Consider the following 22103-nt stretch of genomic DNA (forward strand, 5'->3'; position numbering starts at 1 on the left):
CCCGCCGGTGCTGCGTACTTGCGCCGTCCTGCTAACCTATCGGCATCCGAGCGCTAGCGCCCGGCGCCCGTGCCTGGCTGCGGCCAGCGGAGTCGCCGGGAGAGGCGCCGCCCCCGAAAAGCCTGCACGCCAAGATGCCAGATCGTACCCATCCAACGCGCCCCACCACGGCCGATATCCGCCGTGATTTCCTTGCCTTCTTCAGCGATCGCGGCCACACCGTCGTGCCCTCGGCATCGCTGGTGCCCGGCAACGACCCCACGCTGCTGTTCACCAACTCGGGCATGGTCCAGTTCAAGGACGTGTTTCTGGGCGCCGAGAAGCCCGGCTACGTGCGCGCGACTGACGTCCAGCGCTGCCTTCGCGCCGGTGGCAAACACAACGACCTTGACCAGGTCGGCTATACCGCGCGCCACCACACCTTCTTCGAGATGCTGGGGAACTGGTCGTTCGGCGACTACTTCAAGAAGGACGCCATCGCCTGGGCCTGGGAGCTGCTGACCGGGGTCTGGAAGATCCCGGCCGAGCGCCTGCTGGTCACCGTCTACCACACCGACGACGAGGCCTACGCCATCTGGCACGACGTGGTGGGCGTGCCCGCCGAGCGCATCATCCGCATCGGCGACAACAAGGGTGCGCCCTACGCCTCGGACAACTTCTGGCAGATGGCCGACACCGGCCCCTGCGGCCCCTGCACCGAGATCTTCTACGATCACGGCGCCCACATCCCTGGCGGCCCCCCGGGCTCGCCCGACGAAGACGGCGACCGCTACATCGAGATCTGGAACCTGGTGTTCATGCAGTTCGACCGCCAGCCGGACGGCCACATGGACCCGCTGCCTGCGCCCTGCGTCGACACCGGCATGGGCCTGGAGCGCCTTGCCGCGGTGCTGCAGGGCGTGCATGGCAACTACGAGATCGACCTGTTCCAGGCGCTGATCCGCGAAGCCGCAGCGCTGACCGGCACCGACGACACCGGCAACAAATCGCTGCGGGTGATCGCCGACCACATCCGCGCCTGCAGCTTCCTGGTCGTCGACGGCGTGCTGCCGTCCAACGAGGGCCGCGGCTACGTCCTGCGCCGGATCATCCGTCGCGCCCTGCGCCATGGCTGGATGCTCGGCGTGCGCAAGCCCTTCTTCCACAGGCTGGTGGCCACCCTCGACGCACTGATGGGCGAGGCCTACCCGGACCTGCGCACCCAGCGTGCGCTGGTCGAACGCGCGCTGCTGGCCGAGGAAGAGCGCTTTGCCGAGACCCTGGATTCGGGCATGCGCATCTTCGACGAAGTCGCTGCGCGCAGCGCCGGCTCCGCTTCCACGGACCCCGCCTCCAACGTCATGATCCCCGGCGCCGATGCCTTCCGCCTGTACGACACGTACGGCTTCCCGCTTGACCTCACCGCCGACATGGCGCGCGAGCGCGGAATGGAGGTCGACGTCGCCGGCTTCGAGGCGGCGATGGAGCAGCAGCGCGAGACCGCGCGCGCGGCAGGCAAGTTCGGCGGCGGCACCACCCTCCCGGCCGATCTGGTGGCGAAGATGGAGCCGACCGGCTTCCTCGGCCACGACCGCCTGGAGGCTGCCGGGCTCACGGTCGTGGCGCTGCTGCGCGACGGCCGTCCGGTAGAACGCGTCGAGGCGGGCGAAGAGGCGATCGTGTTCCTCGACCGCACCCCGTTCTACGCCGAGTCCGGCGGCCAGGTAGGCGACACCGGCGAGCTCACCGCACCCGTTGGCGCCTCCTTCCTCGTAGACGACACCCGCAAATTCGCAGGCCAATACCACGGCCATATCGGCCGCGTGCGCACCGGCGCGCTTGCGGTGGGCGACCAGGTGCTCGCCAGCGTCGACGCCGCCCGCCGCGGCACCACCGTGCTCAACCACAGCGCCACCCATCTGCTGCACGGCGCCCTCCGCGAGCGCCTCGGCACCCACGTCGCGCAGAAGGGCTCGCTGGTCGCGCCCGACCGCCTGCGCTTCGACTTCTCGCACTTCGAGCCGATCACCGCGGACGAACTCCGCGACATCGAGCTCCGGGTCAACGACGAAGTGCGCGCCGACCACGGCGTGAGCATCCGCGAGATGGCGATGCAGGAAGCGGTCGACGCCGGCGCCATCGCGCTGTTCGGCGAGAAGTACGGCGAGCGCGTGCGGGTGGTGCAGATGGGCGACTCGGTCGAACTCTGCGGCGGCACCCACGTCGGCCGCACCGGCGAGATCGGCCTGTTCAAGCTGGTGTCGGAAGGCGGGGTCTCCGCCGGCGTGCGCCGCATCGAGGCGCTCACCGGCCGCGCCGCGCTCGATCACGTGGCGGCGGAGGAGGCGCGTCTCTCCGAAGCTGCGCGCCTTTTGGGTGGGACCGCCGCCGAGGTCGGCGACAAGCTGCGCGCGCTGCTGGACAGGCAGAAGAAGCTGGAACGCGAACTCGAGGCGATGAAGGCGCGCGCGGCCAGCAGCGCCACCGCCGACCTGTCCGCCGGCGCGGTCGATGTCGGCGGCATCAAGGTGCTGGCGGCGCGGATCGAGGGTCTCGACGCCCGCGCGCTGCGCGATGCCCTGGACCGCTTCAAGCAGCAGCTTGGCGATTCCGTGGTGCTGCTTGCCGGCGCCAGCGAAGGCCGTGCCGCGCTGGTGGCGGGTGTCAGCGGTTCGGCGCTTGGCCGGATCAAGGCGGGCGAGCTGCTGTCGCACGTGGCCGCACAGGTCGGCGGCAAGGGCGGCGGCCGGGCCGATATGGCCCAGGGCGGCGGCGAGGACGGGCCCGCCCTGGAGGCCGCGCTCGCCGCGGTTCCGGCCTGGGTGGCAGGGCGCGTGGCCTGAACCGCGGCAGGATTCGTTACTTTGTACATGCACGCAGCGGGCAGGCGCCTAGTTATCATGGCGGGATCGCGTGAACACTCAGGAAGGCCGCAGCTGCGAGCCTTTCAACAAAGACCGGGCGGAGACCCGGCCCATGGAGCTCCCACATGTTGATTTTGACCAGGCGGGTCGGCGAGACGCTCATGATCGGTGACTCGGTCACCGTGACCGTGCTCGGCGTCAAGGGTAACCAGGTGCGCGTAGGCATCACCGCGCCCAAGGATGTTTCCGTCCACCGCGAGGAAATCTACCAGCGCATCCAGCGCAACGAGCCCGTGGCAGCGGCCGGCGAGGACGGCGGCGCCGACGACGGCGGCAAGGATTCGAATTAAGTTTGCCGGCTGCGGGCCGAGCCGGTATTCTTACGCACCGCGCCGGCCGGTCTGGCCAGCGTGGGGATGCAACACCCGGAGAGTTGCCCGAGTGGCTGAAGGGGCTCCCCTGCTAAGGGAGTATAGGGTTTATAGCTCTATCGAGGGTTCGAATCCCTCACTCTCCGCCAGATTTATGGCGGTAGGCGATTGACGAAAGTTGGCTGTCTCTGCATAATTCCGCTTCTGCACAACGCGCCCGTAGCTCAGCTGGATAGAGCACCAGGCTACGAACTTGGGGGTCGGAGGTTCGAATCCTTCCGGGCGCACCATAAGAAAAGCACAAGGGTCAACGAGTTAGCGCTCGTTGGCCTTTTTGCGTTGTGGGCGCGGCGCCCGTATCAAGGAAGGCTTGGCGGGAAGGGTGTCCAACAAACAAGTTGGAGAAATCCTCGATGATGAGTTCGCCGAGGACCGCCGCGCTTGAGGGTCTACGTGCTGACGGAGGCCGCATCGGTCGCCCGATGGTGCGTGCCTTCGAACGCCAGCCCGGCGACGCCCAAGGCCGTGCCGAGACCAGGCCGTCGGGGCAACTGCACGCGCTTGGTGAACCGGTCCTTGAGGTTGAAGTGCTGCGTGTCGATCGGAAAGCCGATGCCATGGAAGTCGGCGTCCTGCTGGATCTGGCGGCGGTCGTAGTTGCCCCGCGAGCCCTAGGCGGTGAGGCGGAACGGGCGCAGCCAGTCCTGTAGTTGCGCCACGACCTCGACGAATCCCGCGGCCGGATCGACGTCAGGCTGGGTGATCGACGTGAGCTGCGTGCAGAACGGCGTCAGCCGGGGATTGCGCACGGGCTGCACGAAGACGTTGAACTCCTCCTTGATCCGCCATGACGCAGGATCCAGCAGCGCCGCACCGATCTCGATGATCTCCATTTCCTTCCGCGGAACCGAGCCCTGGTCGTCGCAGGTGGCTTCAAGGTCGAGCACCAGGTAGCGCCTCATGCGAGTTCCACCGCGGGTGCGCCGAGGTCGGCGGGAATGATCCGGATCCGACCCGCCAGTGACGAAAACAAGATCACGACGTCCAGCGGCAATGTCTTTGCCGACCTGGGATTCGATGAGGCCGAGGCCCAGGTGCTTGCGCTCCGTGCCGACCTCATGGCCCAGCTCGAGAAGACGATCAAGGCGCGCAACATGACCCAGGTCGCGGCCTCCAAGATCCTGGGTGTGAGCCAGGGGATGGTGTCCGACCTGGCCCGCGGCAAGGTCGAGAAGTTCAGTCTCGACATGCTGGTCACGTTTGCGGCCAAGTTGGGAAAGCCAGCCAGGATTGAGTTGTCGGCCTGATTTCGACCTCCAGGCGGCGGAACGCGCAGGTGCCCGTGCCACACACTTGGAGGCCGCTTCCGTGCCACGCCCTGCGCCAACTTCGTGCCAAACGGCCTGGTCACGGCGAGAATCGGCGCTAGGCTGACGCCCGGCTGAGGGCGCGGCCCACGCCGGGCCAAGTGTGACGCAGCGCACGCTCCAGGGCGGGGCGCGCCGGTACGATCCGATCCGCACCCGTCCGCGCGCGGACGCGGTGCCCACGCACACACCGCGACGTCGAACAGGGGCGCCGTCGCCATTCACGGAGTTCCCCCGATGCGATTATGTCTTCACCAAGATGTGCGATTACCTGCGTGCCAGATCGCAGGTCCCGAACCACGGCCTTCGCGCAGGTCCCGCCCCACGCGCTGCCTGGCTGCCGCAGCCACCGTCTTCCTCCTCGCCGCATCCTTCCCGGGCCTTGCCGCCGAGTGGTTCGTATCCACGGCCGGCAGCGACAGCACCGGCACCGGCACGCTCCAGAAGCCGTTCCGCACCATCCGGCACGCCGCCGCAGGCAGCGTCTCCTCCGCAGGCGACACCATCACCATCCGTGGCCCTTCCGGCAACCGGACCTACAACGAGTGCGAAGTGCGCCTGCGCCACCGGCTCGTGCTCCGTTCCCGCCAGGGCGAACGCGCGCACATCCACTGCGGCAACACCTCCGACGTCGCGGTGCGCATCGATGTCAACGCATCGGGCAGCCGGGTGGCGGGCCTCGAGATCAGCGGCGGCTACTACGGCGTGATGCTGATGACCAACTGGGAGCAGGGCGGGCCGTCCAGCGCCCACGGCGCGCGTAACGTGGTGCTCGAGGACCTGCTGGTCCACGACACCGGCCGCGACGGCATCAAGATCACGCCGAAGTCGGACAACGCGACCATCCGCCGCGTCGAGATCCACACCACCGGCGTCGGCTACCCGGCGGGCACGCCGGACGATTCCAAGAACGCCGACGGCATCGACAACGTCAATGGCTCGGGCATGGTCGTGGAAGACAGCTACATCCACGACACCGCGACCACGGGCCTGTACTTCAAGGGCGGCGCGGCGGACGTGGTGATCCAGCGCAACCGGATCGAGAACACCGGTGACGCGGGCATCCTGGTCGGCTTCGACACCAGTCCCGAGTTCTTCGACCTGCAGCTCAACCCGGGCTACTACGAGGCGATCCGCGGCACGGTGCGCAACAACTACGTGCGCAACACCGGCTATGCGGGTATCGGCATGTACGCGTCCATGGATTCGCTGGTCGCCAACAACACGATCGTCGATGCGGCGCGGAAGGGTCATGCGCCGCTGTACTTCGGGGTGACGTTCCAGGACTGGGACCCGGCGGCGGGGCGTCCCGCCAACCGCAATCCCATGCTGCGCAACAACCTGGTGGTCCAGGATGGCGGCCGCTGCATGGAGATCCGCTACTCCAGCGAACTCGGCGGCCTGTCCGGGCTCAGCGGCTCGCCCGGCAGTGACTACAACGGCTTCCAGGCCAACTGCAGGTTCCGCGACGCGCGGCCGGGCAGCAACCTGGCCGATGGCTCGCTGGCGCAATGGCGGTCGACCACCGGTTCGGACGCGAACAGCATGACCGCCACGTTCACAGTGGATGCCACCGGGCATCTGCCCGCCGGCAGCCCGGCAATCGACCGCGGCGTGGCCCTGTCGCAGGTGCTCGACGACATCGACGGCCAGATCCGCCCTGCGCGCTACGACATCGGCGCCGACGAATACATGGGCGCCAGCCTGGCACCCGTGCCACGCAACGGATCCGCGCCGCTGGTGCCGCCCGCGGTGGGACCGGCGACCGCCGGCGGTGGTACCGGCAGCGCGCTGGCGCCTGCATCGGCCGGCGATCGCGCCGGGACGCGCGTCGCGCCGGTGCCGGCAGGCGCCGTGGACGCCGGTGCGCGGCGCCAGGTCCGCATCACCGCACCGGCCGTGGTCGCCTGGCGGCGCTTCATGGCCTGGCTGGACGCGGCGCGCGACAGCTTGACCCTCCACATGGAGTGACACGCGCTGTCGCAGGGCAGCGCCCGAGGGCCCCGGTGGAGACGCCGGGGCCTTTTGCCGTCCGGGCGGTGGCCGTCTTTGCCCGCATTCCGAGTTTTCCCATGCAGGAGATCCGGATTGGACCGGGTCTGGCACCAGGCCGAACGGGGGAGCAATGCACAGAAAGGCTGCCGTTGATGCGGTGGGCACCACGCCCGCCAACCGGAGGTCCACGTGATCGGCGTCTTTGGAAGCCGTGCCAACCGCGTGGCCCGGTGGCTGTGGATCGGCGAGTCGCTGCTGGTGGTGCTGGCGGTGGTGGCGGCGATCGGGCTGCGCTTTCCCGACGATCCCGCCGGCCGCGACCTGCTTTTCGCACGCGGTCCGCTGCCGGCGCTGCTGGTGTCGGTCTTCGTGACCCTTTCGATGGCGGCGTTCGGCCTCTACCAGTCGCATATCCGGCTCAACCGCAGCGAGCTGCTGCTGCGCCTCCTGCTTGCGTTCTCCTTCGGCGGCGTTGCGCTGCTGGTGCTGTATTACCTGGTGCCGCCGATGTACATCGGCCGGGGCCTGCTCGCGATCACCTTGGGGCTTGGATTCGCCGGCGTCTACGGGCTGCGCGTGGCCATGCAGTGGTTGATGCGCGGCGAAGCGTACAAGCGCCGCGTGCTCGTTTACGGGGCCGGGCGCAACGCCAACCTGATCAACTGCCGCATGCGGCGCCGGGCGGACCGGCAGAGCTTTGCGGTGGTCGGCTTCCTCCCCGTCGCCGGCCAGCAGGTCGTCGTGTCCGACGCCCTGTGCCTGGACGTCGAGGAGTCGCTTCCCGCCCTGGTCCAGCGCCTCGGCGTGCACGAGATCGTGGTGGCGCCCGATGAGCGCCGCGGTGGCCTGCCGATGGAGGACATCCTGGCCTGCGCGCAGCGCGGGGTGTCGGTGGTCAACCTGCCGGCGTTCTTCGAACGCGAGGCGGGCATGATCAAGCTCGAGGTGGTGGACCCGTCGTCGCTGGTGTTTTCCGGCGGCTTCGACCACTCCTTCATACGCCGCCTGAGCAAGCGCGCCTTCGACCTGGCCGCGGCGCTGGTGCTGCTGGTGGTGGGCTGGCCGGTGATGCTGCTGGTCGCGCTGGCGGTGCGCCTGGAGGGCGGTGGCCCGGTGCTGTACCGGCAGGTTCGCGTGGGCGAGGGCGGCCGCAGCTTCGAACTGGTGAAGTTCCGCAGCATGCGCACCGACGCCGAGAAGGATGGCATCGCGCAGTGGGCCAGCAGCAACGACGACCGGACCACCCGCGTGGGCCGCTTCATCCGCAAGACCCGCCTGGACGAGCTGCCGCAGCTGTTCAACGTGCTGGGCGGTGACATGAGCTTCGTCGGCCCGCGGCCGGAGCGCCCGCAGTTCGTCGACCGGTTCAACGACGAGATCCGCTACTACAGCGTGCGCCACTCGGTGAAGCCCGGCCTCACCGGCTGGGCGCAGCTGCGCTATCCCTATGGCGCATCCGCCGCCGACGCGCACGAGAAGCTGAAGTTCGACCTGTTCTACGTCAAGAACCACGGCCTGCTGTTCGACTTCCTGATCCTGCTGCAGACCGTGGAGGTCGTGCTCTTCGGGCGCGGTGCGCGATGAGCCGGCCGCACGCCGGCGCGGATTCCGTTCTCCCTGACTCGACCCATCCATGGATGTCCCAGTGAGCCAGTACGAAGCCCAGGTGCGCAGTTTCATCGACGAAAACTTCCCGCCCGCCGTTCCCGGCGAGGCGCCCTCCGCGGATCTCAGCCTGCTCGAATCCGGCGTCATCGACTCGATGGGCGTGCTGCTGCTCGTCACCTGGCTGGAGCAGGACTTCGGCTTCGTGGTCGACGACGACGAGGTGGTGCCGGAGAACCTCGACAGCATCGCCGCCATCGACGCCTTCATCGCGCGCAAGCTGGAAGCGGAGCCCGTGGAGTGACTGCGCGCTGCGAACGCTGGCTCGCGCAGGCGGCCACGGCGCATCCGGGCAAGGTGGCGATCGTGCGCGACGGGCGCCGCGTGGACTACGCCACCCTGCACGCCGACAGCGAACGGTTTGCCGCGGCCCTGGCCGGGCAGGCCGGCCTGGAAGACGGCGACCGCTGCGTGGTGTTCCTGGAGAACTCGGTCGAGGCGGCGGTCGGCGTGTTCGGGACCCTGCGCGCGGGCGGCGTGTTTTCGGTCATCAACCCGACCACCAAGGCCGACAAGCTGGCCTTCGTGCTTGGCGACTGCGGGGCGTCGGTGCTCCTGACCCAGGCCAGCCTGCTGCCGGTGGCGCTGTCGGCCGCCGCGCGCGTGCCGGGCCTGCGCCGCATCGTGGTGGTCGATGGCGACGGCGATGGCGCCGATGGCACGCCCATCGGCTATGGCCGCTTCCTCGCGGCGGCCGATCCGGCCCGGCTGCCGGCCGAGGTCGGCATCGACACCGACCTGGCCATGCTGGTCTACACCTCTGGGTCGACCGGCAATCCCAAGGGCGTGATGATGACCCATGCCAACGTGCGCTTCGCGGCGACGTCGGTCACGACCTACCTCCGGTCCAGCGCCGACGACGTGGTGCTCAGCGTGCTGCCGCTGGCCTTCGACTACGGCCTCTACCAACTGCTGATGTGCGTGAAGCTCGGTGCCACCCTGGTGCTGGAGAAGTCCTTCGCGTTCCCGCAGAAAGTGCTGCCGCTGCTGGCAAGCGAGGGCGTGACCGCGTTCCCGCTGGTGCCGACGATGGCCGCGCTGCTGTTGCAGCTGCGCAACTTCGATCCCGCCTGGGCGCGCAGTGTGCGCTATCTCACCAATACCGCCGCGGCCCTGCCGCCTGCGCACATCCGCCGGCTGCAGCAGCTGTTTCCGGCCGCCCGGGTGTACTCGATGTATGGCATGACCGAATCCAAGCGCTGCACCTGGCTGCCACCCGAGGAGCTGGAGTACCGGCCCGACAGCGTCGGCATCGCCATCCCCGGCACGCAGGCATGGGTAGCCGACGACGCGGGCCACCCGCTGCCTCCGGGCACCATCGGCGAGCTGGTGGTGCGTGGCGGGCACGTCATGCAGGGTTACTGGAACAACGCCGAGGCCACCGCCCGCGCGCTGCGACCGGGGCGCTATCCCTGGGAGCGGGTCCTGTACACCGGCGACCTGTTCCGGATGGATGCGGAGGGCTTCCTGTACTTCGTCGGGCGCAAGGACGACATCCTCAAGTCGCGCGGTGAAAAGGTCAGCCCCAAGGAAGTCGAGAACGTGCTGTACGCCATGCACGGCGTGCGCGAGGCGGCGCTGGTGGGCGTGCCCGACCCGGTGCTCGGCCACGCCCTCAAGGCGCTGCTGGTGGTCGATGGGCCCGGGCTGGACGCGCGCGCGGTCATCGCGCACTGCCGCGCCCACCTGGAGGAGTTCATGGTGCCGCGCACGGTCGAGTTCCGCGACTCGCTGCCCAAGACCGGCACCGGTAAGATCCGGCGCAGCGAACTGCAGGCCGAGGCCGACGCGCAAGCGCCGCTGCCCCACGCGCTCACGTCCTGAGCGCCCCGGGGCGGCCGCTGGGCATTCATCCCATCGATGGCCTGGTCCGGGCTCGCGACGACGGGGTCTCGGGTAGTCATGTGGCTTCCAGCTCGGGCAGGGGCGGTGCAGGCGCGCGTGCAGGCGTCATGCTTTGCAGCAGGCGCGTCGAAAGAATCCCGACGAAGGCCTGGTTGTCGGCGAATCCGGTCGCCTTGCCGCTCCGCGCCTTGGCGTACAGGCGCGCCACGGCGGCGGCGTCGAACATGCCGTCGGCGCGGATGGCATCGGGGTCGAAGGCCTCGGCCACGTAGTCCAGCGGCTGGCCGTCGACGAAGAAGCTCTGGCTGTCGGGCGCGCGATAGGGCTGCTTGGTGCGGCGCAGGATGTCGTCGGGAAGCAGGCCGGCCAGCGCCTTGCGCAGCACGTGCTTCTCCGAGAGCCCGTGGATCTTCCACTGCGGTGGAAGCCGGTTGGCGAATTCCACCAGGGTGTGATCGAGGAAGGGGTAGCGGCCCTCGATCGATGCGGCCATCGCCGCGCGGTCGCCCTGGCTGGCCAGCAGGTAGCCGGCGAGCAGGGTCTTCGCCTCGACGTACTGGTCGCGCGCCAGCGGAGCCCAGCGCATGATCGATGCGGGCAGGCGTGATTCCACAAGCGACATCGGATCGAAGCCGGCCACCGAAGCGCGCAGCTCGGGAGACAGGAACGCCAGCGCACGACCCGACGTGGACCAGCGCGGCAGGTGGGCGAACACCGGGCGCCCGATGTGCTCCATGCCCTGGCCGAAGAACGCGGCGGCGAACGCCGGGTTGGAAGATGGCGAATTGGCCAGGTAGCCGTACAGCCGGCCGAGCAGCTTCGGACGCGCAGCAGATGCTGGTTGGCGCGCCCAGAAGCGGCGCACTTTGGCTTCCTTGAACAGGTCGTAGCCGCCGAAAACCTCGTCGGCGCCCTCGCCGGTGAGCACCACCCTGTAGCCTTGGCGGCGCACTTCATCGGCGAGGAGCATCAGCGGAACGCCCGCGGTGCGCAGCACCGGGGTCTCGGCATGCGCGACGAAGCGCTGGAACGCATCGCCGATCTCGTGTGTGCCGATGCGCAGCGTGGTGTGGTCGGTCCCCAGGTGTCGGACCATCGCCAGCTGGTGTTCGCTCTCGTCGAATTCGCGCTGGGCGAATGCGACCGAGAACGTGCGCACCGGCGTCCGGGTGGCGGTGCGTATCAGTGCCACGATGCCGGACGAGTCGAGGCCGCCGCTGAGGTAGGCACCCACGGGCACGTCGGCGCGCAGTTGCAGGCGCACGGCGTCGGTCAGGCGCTCGCGCAGTTCGCCGGCGGCCTGGTCGATGTCGCGCCATGGCCGGGCTACGTCGGCGGCCTCCGGGAAGCTCCAGTCCCAGTAGCGATGCAGGCGTTCGCGGCCGTCGGCCTCGATGCTGAGGATGTGCCCCGGCGGCAGGGTGGAAACGTCCTGCCAGGCGGTGTCGGGGTCCAGCGGCGCCCACAGCGTCAGCGCCTGCGCCAGGCCGAGTGGATCCAGCCGCGCATGCCCGGGCAGGGCCGCGAACAGGGCCTTCACCTCGGAGGCGAACCACAGCGTGCCGCGGGCCCGGGTGTAGTACAGCGGGCGGATGCCGAGGCGGTCGCGGGCCAGGACCAGACGCTGTTTGCGCGCGTCCCAGAGCGCGATCGCGAACTGGCCGTTCAGATGGTCGACGAACGCATCGCCATCGCGCTGGTACAGGTGCACGATCACTTCGGTGTCCGAGCGCGTTCGAAAGACGTGGCCTTGGGCCTCCAGCTGCCCTCGCAGCTCAACGAAGTTGAAGATCTCGCCGTTGAACACGGTCCACACGCTGCCGTCAGGACTGGCCATCGGCTGGTCGCCGGTGGCCAGGTCGATGATCGACAGCCGCGCGTGCGCCAGGCCGACGCCGTCGTCGACGTGGAAGCCGTAGCCGTCGGGGCCGCGATGGGCAAGGGTGGTGATCATCGAGCCCAGTACGGCCCGTGCGCCGTCTGGGGGTGATGGGCTTCCGAGGTAGCCGGCAAGTCCGCACATGCTCAGTACTCTCCGTGGACGCGATGCGGCGCCGCGCTTCCCGCGCGTGGGATGCAGGCAGCGCCGGCGCCCTGTCGCGCCTTGTCGTCGGACGCGGGCCTGGGTGATCCGACCTGCAGGGGTCGCAGCGGCGAGCTGTACCAGTCGGCCAGGCGGTCGCATTCGAAATGCAGCCAGGACGGTCCGTAGATCCAGTGCGCGTCGTCGGCGTCGCGGGCGACGGGCTCGCCCATCAGCGCGGCCACGGTGCGGCGATCCATGCCGAGCTGTGCGTTGACCAGCGCCGGTGCCACTGTGTCGTGGGAAGCGCGGGGGGCGGTGTCGGTCGCCGACGGCGGGTCGGAGACCGGCAGCCAGCGCCAGATCGCAGCGACCACCAGCAGCACCGGAAGCAGCAGCACGCGCATGCGCGGAACGCGCCGTGCGGCCCCTGTGGGAGCCGGCGACGGCGAAGCGACCATGCGTGACATGGAGGCCGGCCATGGCCGCGGGCCGAGCGTGGAAGAGCTGCGTCGGGTACCGTCCGCATCCGGTGCGCCCGGAAGCCGGCCCTGCCCGCGGTGGAAGTCGAGCACGGCCGCATAGCCCAGGTTGAGCGCGATGAGCACGTCCGGATTGCGCGGCCGTGTGGCAGGACGGTCTGGATGCAGCTCGGCGACGCGCCGGCGATAGGCCTGCTTGAACGCGACAAGGCCGCAGTCGGGCGCCACGCCAAGCTCGGCGTAGATCTTCGCGAAGTCGACGCCACCGATCATGTTGCGCCCCTGCCGGCTCACGCCACGGCCTGGCGGCAGAACAGCCGCGGGACCTGCACCATGGCGCGGAACAGGTCGCGACCCATGCCTTCTTCCACGGCGGTCCGCTGCAGGTCGAGCTGCGCCGATCCCGCATGCGCGATCCCGCCGTAGAACGAGAACGCTTGTTGCACGCTAGCCTCGTGCAGCAGACGCCGGGTGTCGTCGTTGAACGCGGTGGGACTGCCAACCGGATAGGCGAAGTGCTTCATCGCGATCCCCAGCTCCTCGCGCAGGCGCGTCGCGCAGCCCTCGATCTCCGCGCGCTGCGCTGCTGCGGGCAGCGTGGACAGGATCGGATGGTTCACGGTGTGGCCGCCGATGGTCATGCCGGCGTCGGCCATCGCGCGGACCATGTCCCAGTCCATCCATTCGCCATCCACCGTTTCCGGCGGTTCGATGCCGGTCTCGGCCGCCAGGCGCGCCCGGAATGGTGCGAGCTGTTCGAATGGCAGCTTTTTGTAGACGCCAAGGACGCGACGGATGTCGGCTTCGCGGTTGCGCTCCAGCGTGATCGGGTCGTCGAGCCACGGCGCAAGGTCCAGCGAGGCGCGGCGGGCCTCACGCACCTGCATGGCGATTGCGTCCCACCATGGGAGGAGCTTGCGGTCGATGAAGCCGGTGGCGATGAAGAACGCCGCGGGCACGCGGTGGCGGAGCAGCGCCGGGAGGGCGATATCGTGGTTGTCCAGGTAGCCGTCATCGAAGGTGATGGCGACGTGGCGCCCGCGGGGCCGCCGCAGGGCATCGGCGATGTCGTCGAGCGCGATGACGTCGCAGTTGGCCTTCAGGAAGGCGACCTGCGCATCGAAGCCCTCGGCGGTGGCGCTCCACAGGGCGCGGTCGTAGCGCGATCGGCTGCTGTCGCCGACGCGGTGGTAGTTCAGCACCAGCACGCCGTCGCGCGGGAGCGCGGCGGCTGCCATGCGGCGCAGCCCCGGTGCCGCCAGAACCTTCGCCACCATGTCCCTCTTCATCATCCGGCCATCCCCGACCGCGGCCTGTTGCCGCCGATATTCCCGTTGTCCATACCAACGCGAAACCACGGCGCAACCAGCCATCCACACGGGAAACCCGATGCACCAGCACCACGCGCCGCACAACGAAACCTCCGTCGCCGGCGCAGCCTGGCAGCGCCGCCGCGGCCCGCTCGCCTGCATGGTGCTTGCCATGCTGGTGGCATTCGCGCCGCCCGCCGCCGCGCGCGAATGGTTCGTTTCAACCGAGGGCAGCGACGCGAACGACGGCAGCCGCGAGCGCCCGTTCCGGACCGTCGGCCACGTGTTGTCGCCGGCCAACTACCTGGTCGGGGACGGCGACACCGTGACCCTGCGTGCGCCGGCGGGCAACCGCACCTACAACGAGTGCGACGTGCGCCTGCGCGTCCGCCTGGTGTTGCGCTCGCATCCCGGGGAGCGCGCGCACATCCAATGCGACATCGCGACGCCGGAATCCGTCGTCGTGCAGGTGGACCCGACGGCATCGGGCAGCCGCATCAGCAACCTCGAGCTCAGCGGTGGCCGGGTCTACGGCGTGATGATGCAGACCAACTGGTACCAGGGCGGCCCGGCCAGTGAACACGGGGCCTCGAACGTGGTGCTGGAGGACCTGCTGATCCGCGACACCGGGCGCGACGGCATCAAGATCACGCCCAAGTCGGACAACGTGACCATCCGCCGCGTCGAGATCCGCAACACCGGGGCCATCTACCCGCCCGGGACGCCGGTCGATGCGATGAACGCCGACGGCATCGACAACGTCAACGGCTCGGGCATGGTGGTGGAAGACAGCTATATCCACGATGTCGCCACCACCGGCCTGTACTTCAAGGGCGGCGCCGCCGACGTCGTGGTGCAGCGCAACCGGATCGAGAACACCGGCGTGGCGGGCATCCTGGCCGGCTTCGACACCAGTCCGGAGTACCTGGATCCCGAGGTGAACCCGGGCTGGTACGAGTCCGTGCGCGGCGTGGTCCGCAACAACCTGGTGCGCAACACCGGCTACTCGGGGATCGGGCTGTACGCGGCGAAGGATGCGCTGGTGGCCAACAACACCATCGTCGATGCCGGCCGCCGCGGCCACGCCGGACTGTACTTCGGCATTGCCTTCCAGGACAGGGAAGCACATGCCGGGCGACCGCCCAGCGTGAATCCGCGGCTGGTCAACAACCTGGTGCTGATGGACAGCGGGCACTGCGTCGAGATACGCCACTCCCTCGAAATGGGGGGGCTGTCCGCGCTCGCCGGCGATCCCGGAACCGATTACAACGCCTATGGCGACGGCTGCAGCTTCATCGATGGCAGGCCCGGGCGTGGCGGCCTGCACCTGCCGGTGCCGCTGCCGTTCGCGCGATGGCAGGCCGGCTCGGGTGCCGATGCGCACAGCGTTTCAGGCGGGTTCCGGGTCGACGGTGCCGGCCGCCTGGTCGCCACCGCGTCCGTCCCCGGTGCCGGGATCGCGGTGGACGGGGTGGAGGATGACATCAGCGGTTCGCTTCGCACCGGTGCGATGACCATCGGCGCATTCGGCGCCGAGGTGCGGGCGCCGGCAGCCGTTCCGATGGATGGCGGCGCGCCGGTGGACGATCCCGCATCGTCCGGACACGGCGTCGTGGCGCCTGCGGGACCGGCAACCGCGGACCCCTCCGCGCCGGCGGCGGCGCGCGGCCCGTGGGCGTCGGTCCTGGCATGGGTGGCGCTTGCCGCGGCGCTGGCCCTGCTGTCGGCGGTCGTCGCGGCGGCCTGGCTGCTGCACCGTCGCAACGTGGCCGGCTGGCTGCTCTCCTGGCTGCGCCAGGATTGGCGCGCGCCGGTGCCGCAGGGCACCACGCGGCACCTGCTGTTCTGCTTCGTCGACCACTACGAGCCGGGTTGGGGGCAGCCGGGATACGAGCGCGAGTGCGAGCGCGTGGCGCGCTGGCAGCGCGACCTGCCGCTGCTGTGCGCGGGCCACCGCGACGCCGACGGCCGGCCGCCGGTGCATTCGTTCTTCTTCCCCGGCGACGAGTATCGCCCGGAGCACATCGACTCGCTGGTCGAACTGTGCCGCATGGGCCTGGGCGAGATCGAGATCCACCTGCACCACCACGATGACACCGAGGCGACGCTGCGCGCCAAGCTTGCCGACTTCGCCGACACGCTGGCGACGCGCCACGACGCGCTGCCGCGCGACCCGGTGACCGGCCAGCCGCGCTGGGCATTCATCCACGGCGACTGGGCGCTCGACAACAGCCACCCGGGCGGCGGCCACTGCGGCGTCGACAACGAGCTGACGGTGCTGCGCGAAGAAGGCTGCTATGCCGACTTCACCTTCCCGGCCGCCCCCAATCCCTGCCAGCCGCGCACGATCAACCGCATCTACCGCGCCACCGATGATCCGCTGAAGCCGAAGTCGCACGACACCGGCGCGCGCGTGCGCGTGGGCGGCCGGGCCGAAGGCGACCTGGTGATCATCCAGGGCCCGCTGGGCCTGCGCTGGAAGAGCCGCAAGTTCGGACTGCTGCCGCGGATCGAGAACAGCGACATCCGCGCCGTGGCGCCGCCCAGTCCCGACCGGATCGATGCCTGGGTGCGGACCGGCATCCACGTCGAGGGGCGGCCGGAGTGGACCTTCGTGAAGATCCATACGCACGGCGCCGAGGATTGCGACATGGACACGCTGCTGGGGACGCCCATGGACCAGGCCTACGATCACCTGGAGTCGCGATACAACGACGGCCGGGACTGGAAGCTGCACTACGTGAGCGCCCGCGAGATGTACAACATCATGCGCGCTGCCGAGGACGGCCTGGCGGGCGACCCGAACCGCTTCCGCGACTACGAGGTTCCGCGCCCGGGGTACCGTGCGGCCGGCGGCGCCGGCAGCCGCGCGGCGGCGACAGAGCGTCGCGCGGTGGCCTCGTGACCGGCGCCGGGATGGGCCGGGCCATGGCGGAGGGGGTTTGATGCGGGTCGGGATCATCGGCTGCGGCAAGATCGCCGACGGCCATGCCGAACAGCTGCGCGCCCTCGACGGCGTCGAACTCGTCGCCGCCTGCGACCGCGAGCCGCTGATGGTCGGGCAGTTCACCGATCGCTGGCCGGGCGTGGCGGGCTACACCGACGTCGCAGCCATGCTGGAAGCGCAGCGGCTGGACATCGTGCACGTGGCCACGCCCCCGGACTCGCACGTCGCCCTGGCCTGCATGGCGCTGGACGCGGGCTGTCACGTGTTCGTCGAGAAGCCGTTCGCGCTCGACGCCCGCGGGGCCGCGGCGATCCTCGACTGCGCCACGCGCAACGGCCGCAAGGCGTGCGTGAACTACCTCTACAATTTCGAGTCGCCGGCGCTTGCCCTGCGCGGCCTGCTGGACCAGGGCCGACTTGGCGAGGTGGTGCACATCGACACCAGCTACGGCTACAACCTCTCTGGCGACTACGGCATCGCGGTCCTGTCCGATCCCGCGCACTGGGTGCATCGCCTGCCCGGCAAGCTGTTCCACAACGTCATCGACCACGTGCTGGCGAAGGTGGTGCCGTTCCTGGAGGGCCCGGTCGAGGTCCATGCCAAGGCGTGGCGGATGCGCGCGGACAGCGGCAGCGCACTGGTCGATGCGATGCCCGACGAGCTGCGCTTCCTGCTTGCCGGCAGCAACGGCGTGACGGTGTCGGGCATGGTCAGCTCGCATGCCCGCCCGGTGTCGCACGCGATGACCGTGCGCGGAACGCGCGACACGGTCGAGCTTGATTACGGGGCCCGGACCCTGGTGCGCAGCCAGCGGCAGCAGCAGCCCAGCGCGATCGGGCGGCTGTTCCCGGCCTGGGTGCAGTCGGCGCGCTTTGCGCGCAGCGGCCTCGGCAACGTCGCGGCGTTCGCACGCCACGACTTCCATTACTTCGAATGCATGCGGGTGCTGCTGGAGCGCTTCCACGAGGCGATCCGCGGCGTCGCGCCGGATCCGGTGCCAGCCGCGGAGATCCTGCAGGTGGCGACGCTGATCGACGCCATCGTGGATGCGGTGGACACGACGGAGGCGCGGCGATGAGGATCCTGGTGACCGGGGCGGGCGGCTTCCTCGGGCGGCACGTCGCGGCAAGTCTGCTGGAGCAGGGCGTGGACCAGCTGCGCATGCACTTCCGCGGACGGCCGCCACCGGGGCTGGTCGAGCAGTTGGCCGGCCGCTTTCCCTCGGCGTCGATCGAGACCGTGGGCGCCAACCTGCTGTACCGCCAAGACCTCGATGCGGTCACCGCCGGCGTGGACTGCGTGGTCCACGCCGCCGCCGGCATGCGCGGATCGGCCGCCGACATGTTCGCCAACACCGTGGTCGGCACCCGTAACCTGCTCGATGCCTGCGTGGCCTCCGGCGTGCGCCGGCTGGTGCTGGTGAGCTCGTTCTCGGTCTACCGCACCGAAGGCCTGGCGACGGGCGCGGTGCACGACGAATCGGTGCCGATCGAGGACGTCGGCATCGCCAAGGGCGCGTATGCGCACGCCAAGACGCGGCAGGAGCAGCTGGTCGATTCGTACCGGCAGTCCGGTGAACTCGAGACGGTCACGCTGCGTCCCGGGGTCATCTACGGGCCGGGCGCCGCCGGGCCGTCGTCGCGCGTCGGGATTTCCGCGATGGGCCTGTTCTTCAGCCTCGGCAGGGGCGCCGAACTGCCACTGACCTACGTGGAGAACTGTGCCGACGCGATCGCGATGGCGGCACTGCGGGCGCCGGACGGCGCGGCGTACAGCGTGGTGGACGACGACCTGCCGAACTGCGCGGACTACCTTCGCGGGTTCCGTGCCCGGATGCACGGGATACGCATGTTGCCGGTGCCGTACTGGGCGCTGCTGCTGGGTTCGCGGGGCCTGGTGGCCTACAACCGCCGCTCGAAGGGCCAGCTGCCGGCGGTGTTCACGCCCTACATCGTGCGCTCGATGTACCGGCGCTTCCGCCATTCCAATGCCGCCCTCAAGGCGCTTGGATGGACGCCGAAGGTGCCCACGGCGGAGGGCATGAGGAGGACGTTCGACGCCCTGGGCGACGGCGCGCAGCCCTAGCAGGCTGCTGAAATACCTCAGTCCACATAGGCTACAGAGCACACGCGAACTGTAGATCATCGATACGCGGCGCAGACGCTCTCAGCGAGTAATTGTTCACGGTCAAGCGGCTGGATGAGTTCATCCCGGCGAACCATCCGTTGCGCCGGTGCGCGAGCTAGCACGATGTGGCCAACGTTCCACGGCCACGTGACCGCGTTCGAGCTGCTGGGCAGCAACGGCGGCCTGGCGCGCTACGGGCTGGTGATCGAACCGTGGCTGGCACTGCTGCGCCAGCGCGTGGACAGCTACGCGTTCCAGGACAAGAGCGTCGTCGAGATCATCGAAGACGTGTTCGCCGACTACGCCGAAGCCGGCGCGCTGGTCCCGGCCTGGCGCTGGGAGCTGCGCGATCGCAGCGTCTACCCGAAGCGCAGCCTGACCACCCAATACGCCGAGAGCGACTTCGACTTCGTGCAGCGCCTGCTGGCGGAGGAGGGCATCGCGTACTGGTTCGAGCACGCGGGCGACCCGTCCAGCGAAACCCGCGGCACCCACACCCTGGTGCTGGCCGATCACAACGAGGCATTCGCCGACAGCGGCCGCATCCGCTACCACCGCGCCGACGCCACCGAAGCCGAGGACAGCATCCAGCTCTGGCGCAGCACGCGACGTGCGCAGACCGCGCGGTTGTCGCGCGCCAGCTGGGACTATCGCAGCCTGGGCCTGCGTCCGGCGACGGCCGAAGGCGACGACGTGTCGGGCATGGGCGTGGAGGACGACGACATTGCCGGCCCCTACGCCTGGCATGACAGCGCCGACGGCGTGCGCAAGGCGCGGCAGCAGTTGGAGGCGCAGCAGGTGCAGGCGCGGACCTTCGAGGGTGAAGGCAGCTGGCGCGGCCTCGGTGCGGGTGCGCAGTTCGAACTGGCGCAACACCCCGACCACAGTGGCGACCAGGCGCAATTCACCTGCCTGCAGGTCTGGCACGAGGCGCGTAACAACCTGGGTGCCGGGATCGTGGAGCGCAGCGAAGCCGAGCTTGGCGCGGCCCTGCCGCCGCCGCTGCTGGCACAGGCGCTGCAGGGCATCGGCTCGCCGGGTGCGCTGCAGCTGGCATCGTTTGGCCAGGCTGACGCATCCAGCGCCGGATCCAACCTGGATTTTGGCGAAGGCTTCTACCGCAACCGTTTCGAAGCGATTTCCGCCGCGACCCCGTACCGCCCGCAGACCGTGGACGGCCACGGCCGCCGGCGGCATCCACGGCCCACGGTCATCGGCACCCAGACCGCGATCGTGGTCGGCGACGGCGGCCCGGTGCTGACCGATCGTGACCACCGCATCAAGGTCCAGTTCCACTGGCAGCGCGGCGGCAACGCCAGCAGCGGCCAAGCGCACCCGGCAGGCGACGACAACGCCCCGGCCAATGAAGCCTCCTGGACGTGGGTCCGTGTGGCCACCCCATGGGCGGGCGACAACTGGGGCGGCGTGCTGGTGCCGCGCGTGGGCCAGGAAGTGGTGGTCGCGTTCCTCGAAGGCGACATCGACCGCCCGGTGGTGGTCGGCAGCGTGTACAACGGCGTGGGCAACGAAGACGCCGCGCACAACCGGATCGGCAACGGCGCGGCCAACGCCACCGGCAACGCCCCGGCCTGGTTCGAGGGCAACGAGCACGCCGCGGTGTACGCCGGCCTGAAGAGCCAGGCGCTGGCCGACAGCCAGGGCGGCAGCGGCGGCTACCAGCAACTGCGGCTGGACGACACGCCGGGCCAAGGCCGCGCCCAGGCCAGCACCACCCAGCAGCAGACCACGCTGACGCTCGGCCATCTAAAGGGTGGGCAAGACAACGTGCGCGGCGCCGAGCGCGGGTTCGGGGCGGAGCTGTCGACCCAGGCCAGTGGCGCGCTGCGGGCCGGCCAGGGCCTGCTGCTCACGACTGAACCCGGCGGCCCGCAGCTGGCCGCGCCAATGGCGCACCAGCAGCTTGGCCAGAGCGAGCAACTGCTGCAGTCGCTGGCGGACGTAGCGAAGACCCAACAGGCGCAGCTCGAAGGCGATCCCGACGAACTCCCTGCGCAAGCGTCACTGAAGAGCCTGCAGGAGACGCTGCAGGCAACACAGAGCGGCAGCGCCCCGGGCAACGGGATCGAAGGCGGCGAGGGCGAGGTGCCGGGCTGGAGCGCGCCGGCCATCGTGGGCAGCAGCGCGGCGGGCATTGCCAGCGTGACCCCTGCCGACCAGGTGTGGGTGTCCGGTACGCAGACGGTGCTGAGCGCAGACCGGGACCTGAACTGGCTGAGCCAGAGCGAGACGGTGATGTTGGTGGCCGAGGGTGCTGTGCTGTTCACGCACGGCGGCGAAGCGCCGGCGGACAAGCCGCACAAGGAACGTGGCATCGCGCTGCATGCGGCGCAGGGCAAGGTGAGCGCGCGGGCGCACAAGAACGTGGCGAAAGTGGCGGCGAAGACGAGCGTGACGATTGCCAGCACGCAGGCCGACATCGATGTTGATGCCAAGAAGCATGTACTGCTAACCGCACAAGGGGCCTACTTGAAGCTGGAAGGCGGGGACATCGAACTGGGCGCACCCGGGACGATCGAGTTCAAGGCGACGAAGAAGGAGCTGCTCGGGCCAGAAAACGTGATGTTGGAACTGCCTTCCCTACCTGAGGCCAGCCTCGCGCAGAGCCAGAAACCAATCAAGTTCGATATCAGCTTGAAGGATGTTCCCGGCCCTTCAGGCTATCCACTGGCGGATACTCCATGGAAGATCGTAAAAAGCATGGGGCGTCCCCAAGGGATGGCGCTGATCGCAGAAGACGACGTGATTCTGCAAGGCGAAACCGATGCTCAGGGCAATGTGAAAATTGATGATGCCGATCAGGAGCTACTCGCACGCGAATACCGCCATGGGCCTGGAAGAATTTGGCTGATGTACCCGGGTCAAGCAGTGAAACTGTCGGTGGTCGAAGAGCGCGACGACTGGAGCGATGAGGATAGAGCCGTTGCTGCCATGAGCGCGGCAGGGTTCAGTCCGGATGCCCGCTCCTACATGGCCAACACGCGTGCCGTAGGTGAAATTGAATACGCGATGGAGTCTCTTGGTGAAGCAAGCGATGCCGGGCTTGTGAAAAAGCTGGACGCGTAGGCCAATGAACGTATCGAATTTGGGTCTGAGCCGAACCTGCGGGT

General features: G+C 69.2%; 15 protein-coding genes and 2 tRNA genes. 13 read left to right on the plus strand and 4 right to left on the minus strand.

Annotated features, from left to right (window positions below; translation table 11 throughout):
• Nucleotides 1–134 precede the first annotated feature (134 nt).
• The 4 genes from alaS (at nt 135) to ACW7G5_RS03900 (ending at nt 3504) form a co-directional block, all read left to right on the plus strand.
• Nucleotides 135–2822 carry an alanine--tRNA ligase gene (gene alaS, locus ACW7G5_RS03885; RefSeq protein ID WP_457001976.1) on the plus strand — a complete coding sequence of 896 codons (2688 nt, stop codon included), beginning with the start codon at nt 135–137 and terminating at the stop codon, nt 2820–2822.
• A gap of 146 nt (nt 2823–2968) precedes the next feature.
• Entirely contained in the window at nt 2969–3193 is a 225-nt protein-coding gene (csrA, locus tag ACW7G5_RS03890; protein ID WP_457001977.1) for a carbon storage regulator CsrA, read from the plus strand.
• A gap of 77 nt (nt 3194–3270) precedes the next feature.
• Nucleotides 3271–3363 (plus strand) — tRNA-Ser (locus tag ACW7G5_RS03895).
• A gap of 64 nt (nt 3364–3427) precedes the next feature.
• Nucleotides 3428–3504: transfer RNA gene (locus ACW7G5_RS03900), tRNA-Arg, on the plus strand.
• Between the two features lie 381 nt (nt 3505–3885).
• Here the strand turns inward: ACW7G5_RS03900 and ACW7G5_RS03905 are convergent.
• On the minus strand, nt 3886–4176 hold the full coding sequence (locus ACW7G5_RS03905; RefSeq protein ID WP_457001979.1) for an exonuclease domain-containing protein: 291 nt from the start codon (nt 4174–4176) through the stop codon (nt 3886–3888).
• Between the two features lie 36 nt (nt 4177–4212).
• On the opposite strand from ACW7G5_RS03905, the gene ACW7G5_RS03910 reads away from it, so the two are divergent.
• The 5 genes from ACW7G5_RS03910 (at nt 4213) to ACW7G5_RS03930 (ending at nt 10065) form a co-directional block, all read left to right on the plus strand.
• Entirely contained in the window at nt 4213–4521 is a 309-nt protein-coding gene (locus tag ACW7G5_RS03910; RefSeq protein ID WP_457001981.1) for a helix-turn-helix domain-containing protein, read from the plus strand.
• A 321-nt stretch (nt 4522–4842) separates the two neighbouring features.
• Nucleotides 4843–6552, plus strand: coding sequence for a right-handed parallel beta-helix repeat-containing protein (locus ACW7G5_RS03915; RefSeq protein ID WP_457001983.1), 1710 nt, complete (start codon nt 4843–4845; stop codon nt 6550–6552).
• Between the two features lie 213 nt (nt 6553–6765).
• Complete coding sequence (locus ACW7G5_RS03920; RefSeq protein ID WP_457001985.1) at nt 6766–8160, plus strand: TIGR03013 family XrtA/PEP-CTERM system glycosyltransferase; 1395 nt, start codon at nt 6766–6768, stop codon at nt 8158–8160.
• 61 nt (nt 8161–8221) lie between these two features.
• On the plus strand, nt 8222–8485 hold the full coding sequence (locus ACW7G5_RS03925) for a phosphopantetheine-binding protein (protein ID WP_457001987.1): 264 nt from the start codon (nt 8222–8224) through the stop codon (nt 8483–8485).
• Complete coding sequence (locus tag ACW7G5_RS03930; protein WP_457001989.1) at nt 8482–10065, plus strand: class I adenylate-forming enzyme family protein; 1584 nt, start codon at nt 8482–8484, stop codon at nt 10063–10065. The genes ACW7G5_RS03925 and ACW7G5_RS03930 overlap by 4 nt, the downstream gene beginning before the upstream one ends.
• Before the next feature lie 76 nt (nt 10066–10141).
• Here ACW7G5_RS03930 and asnB read toward each other — a convergent pair whose 3' ends face one another.
• The 3 genes from asnB to ACW7G5_RS03945 are packed head-to-tail and all read right to left on the minus strand — an operon-like array spanning nt 10142 to nt 13868.
• Nucleotides 10142–12109: an asparagine synthase (glutamine-hydrolyzing) gene (gene asnB / locus ACW7G5_RS03935; RefSeq protein ID WP_457001991.1), complete on the minus strand. Its 1968-nt coding sequence runs from the start codon at nt 12107–12109 to the stop codon at nt 10142–10144.
• A gap of 2 nt (nt 12110–12111) precedes the next feature.
• The gene (locus tag ACW7G5_RS03940; RefSeq protein WP_457001992.1) at nt 12112–12864 is read right to left on the minus strand and encodes a hypothetical protein; all 753 of its coding nucleotides are present in this window, start codon (nt 12862–12864) and stop codon (nt 12112–12114) included.
• A gap of 17 nt (nt 12865–12881) precedes the next feature.
• Entirely contained in the window at nt 12882–13868 is a 987-nt protein-coding gene (locus tag ACW7G5_RS03945) for a polysaccharide deacetylase family protein (RefSeq protein WP_457001994.1), read from the minus strand.
• Between the two features lie 112 nt (nt 13869–13980).
• Between ACW7G5_RS03945 and ACW7G5_RS03950 the strand changes: the two genes are divergently transcribed.
• The 4 genes from ACW7G5_RS03950 (at nt 13981) to ACW7G5_RS03965 (ending at nt 22059) form a co-directional block, all read left to right on the plus strand.
• On the plus strand, nt 13981–16806 hold the full coding sequence (locus ACW7G5_RS03950) for a right-handed parallel beta-helix repeat-containing protein (RefSeq protein ID WP_457001996.1): 2826 nt from the start codon (nt 13981–13983) through the stop codon (nt 16804–16806).
• A 40-nt stretch (nt 16807–16846) separates the two neighbouring features.
• Entirely contained in the window at nt 16847–17926 is a 1080-nt protein-coding gene (locus ACW7G5_RS03955) for a Gfo/Idh/MocA family protein (protein ID WP_457001998.1), read from the plus strand.
• Complete coding sequence (locus ACW7G5_RS03960; protein ID WP_457002000.1) at nt 17923–18933, plus strand: NAD-dependent epimerase/dehydratase family protein; 1011 nt, start codon at nt 17923–17925, stop codon at nt 18931–18933. The genes ACW7G5_RS03955 and ACW7G5_RS03960 overlap by 4 nt, the downstream gene beginning before the upstream one ends.
• A gap of 165 nt (nt 18934–19098) precedes the next feature.
• On the plus strand, nt 19099–22059 hold the full coding sequence (locus tag ACW7G5_RS03965) for a type VI secretion system Vgr family protein (RefSeq protein WP_457002002.1): 2961 nt from the start codon (nt 19099–19101) through the stop codon (nt 22057–22059).
• The last annotated feature ends 44 nt before the right edge of the window (nt 22060–22103 follow it).

The sequence above is a fragment of the Luteimonas sp. A501 genome (assembly GCF_054052085.1).

Bases quoted from the DNA above. Each gene is read 5' to 3' on its own strand.
- alaS (WP_457001976.1), top strand. From the start codon at position 135: ATGCCAGATCGTACCCATCCAACGCGCCCCACCACGGCCGATATCCGC.
- csrA (WP_457001977.1), top strand. From the start codon at position 2,969: ATGTTGATTTTGACCAGGCGGGTCGGCGAGACGCTCATGATCGGTGAC.
- ACW7G5_RS03905 (WP_457001979.1), bottom strand. From the start codon at position 4,176: ATGAGGCGCTACCTGGTGCTCGACCTTGAAGCCACCTGCGACGACCAG.
- ACW7G5_RS03910 (WP_457001981.1), top strand. From the start codon at position 4,213: ATGATCCGGATCCGACCCGCCAGTGACGAAAACAAGATCACGACGTCC.
- asnB (WP_457001991.1), bottom strand. From the start codon at position 12,109: ATGTGCGGACTTGCCGGCTACCTCGGAAGCCCATCACCCCCAGACGGC.
- ACW7G5_RS03940 (WP_457001992.1), bottom strand. From the start codon at position 12,864: ATGATCGGTGGCGTCGACTTCGCGAAGATCTACGCCGAGCTTGGCGTG.
- ACW7G5_RS03945 (WP_457001994.1), bottom strand. From the start codon at position 13,868: ATGGTGGCGAAGGTTCTGGCGGCACCGGGGCTGCGCCGCATGGCAGCC.
- ACW7G5_RS03950 (WP_457001996.1), top strand. From the start codon at position 13,981: ATGCACCAGCACCACGCGCCGCACAACGAAACCTCCGTCGCCGGCGCA.
- ACW7G5_RS03955 (WP_457001998.1), top strand. From the start codon at position 16,847: ATGCGGGTCGGGATCATCGGCTGCGGCAAGATCGCCGACGGCCATGCC.
- ACW7G5_RS03960 (WP_457002000.1), top strand. From the start codon at position 17,923: ATGAGGATCCTGGTGACCGGGGCGGGCGGCTTCCTCGGGCGGCACGTC.
- ACW7G5_RS03965 (WP_457002002.1), top strand. From the start codon at position 19,099: ATGTGGCCAACGTTCCACGGCCACGTGACCGCGTTCGAGCTGCTGGGC.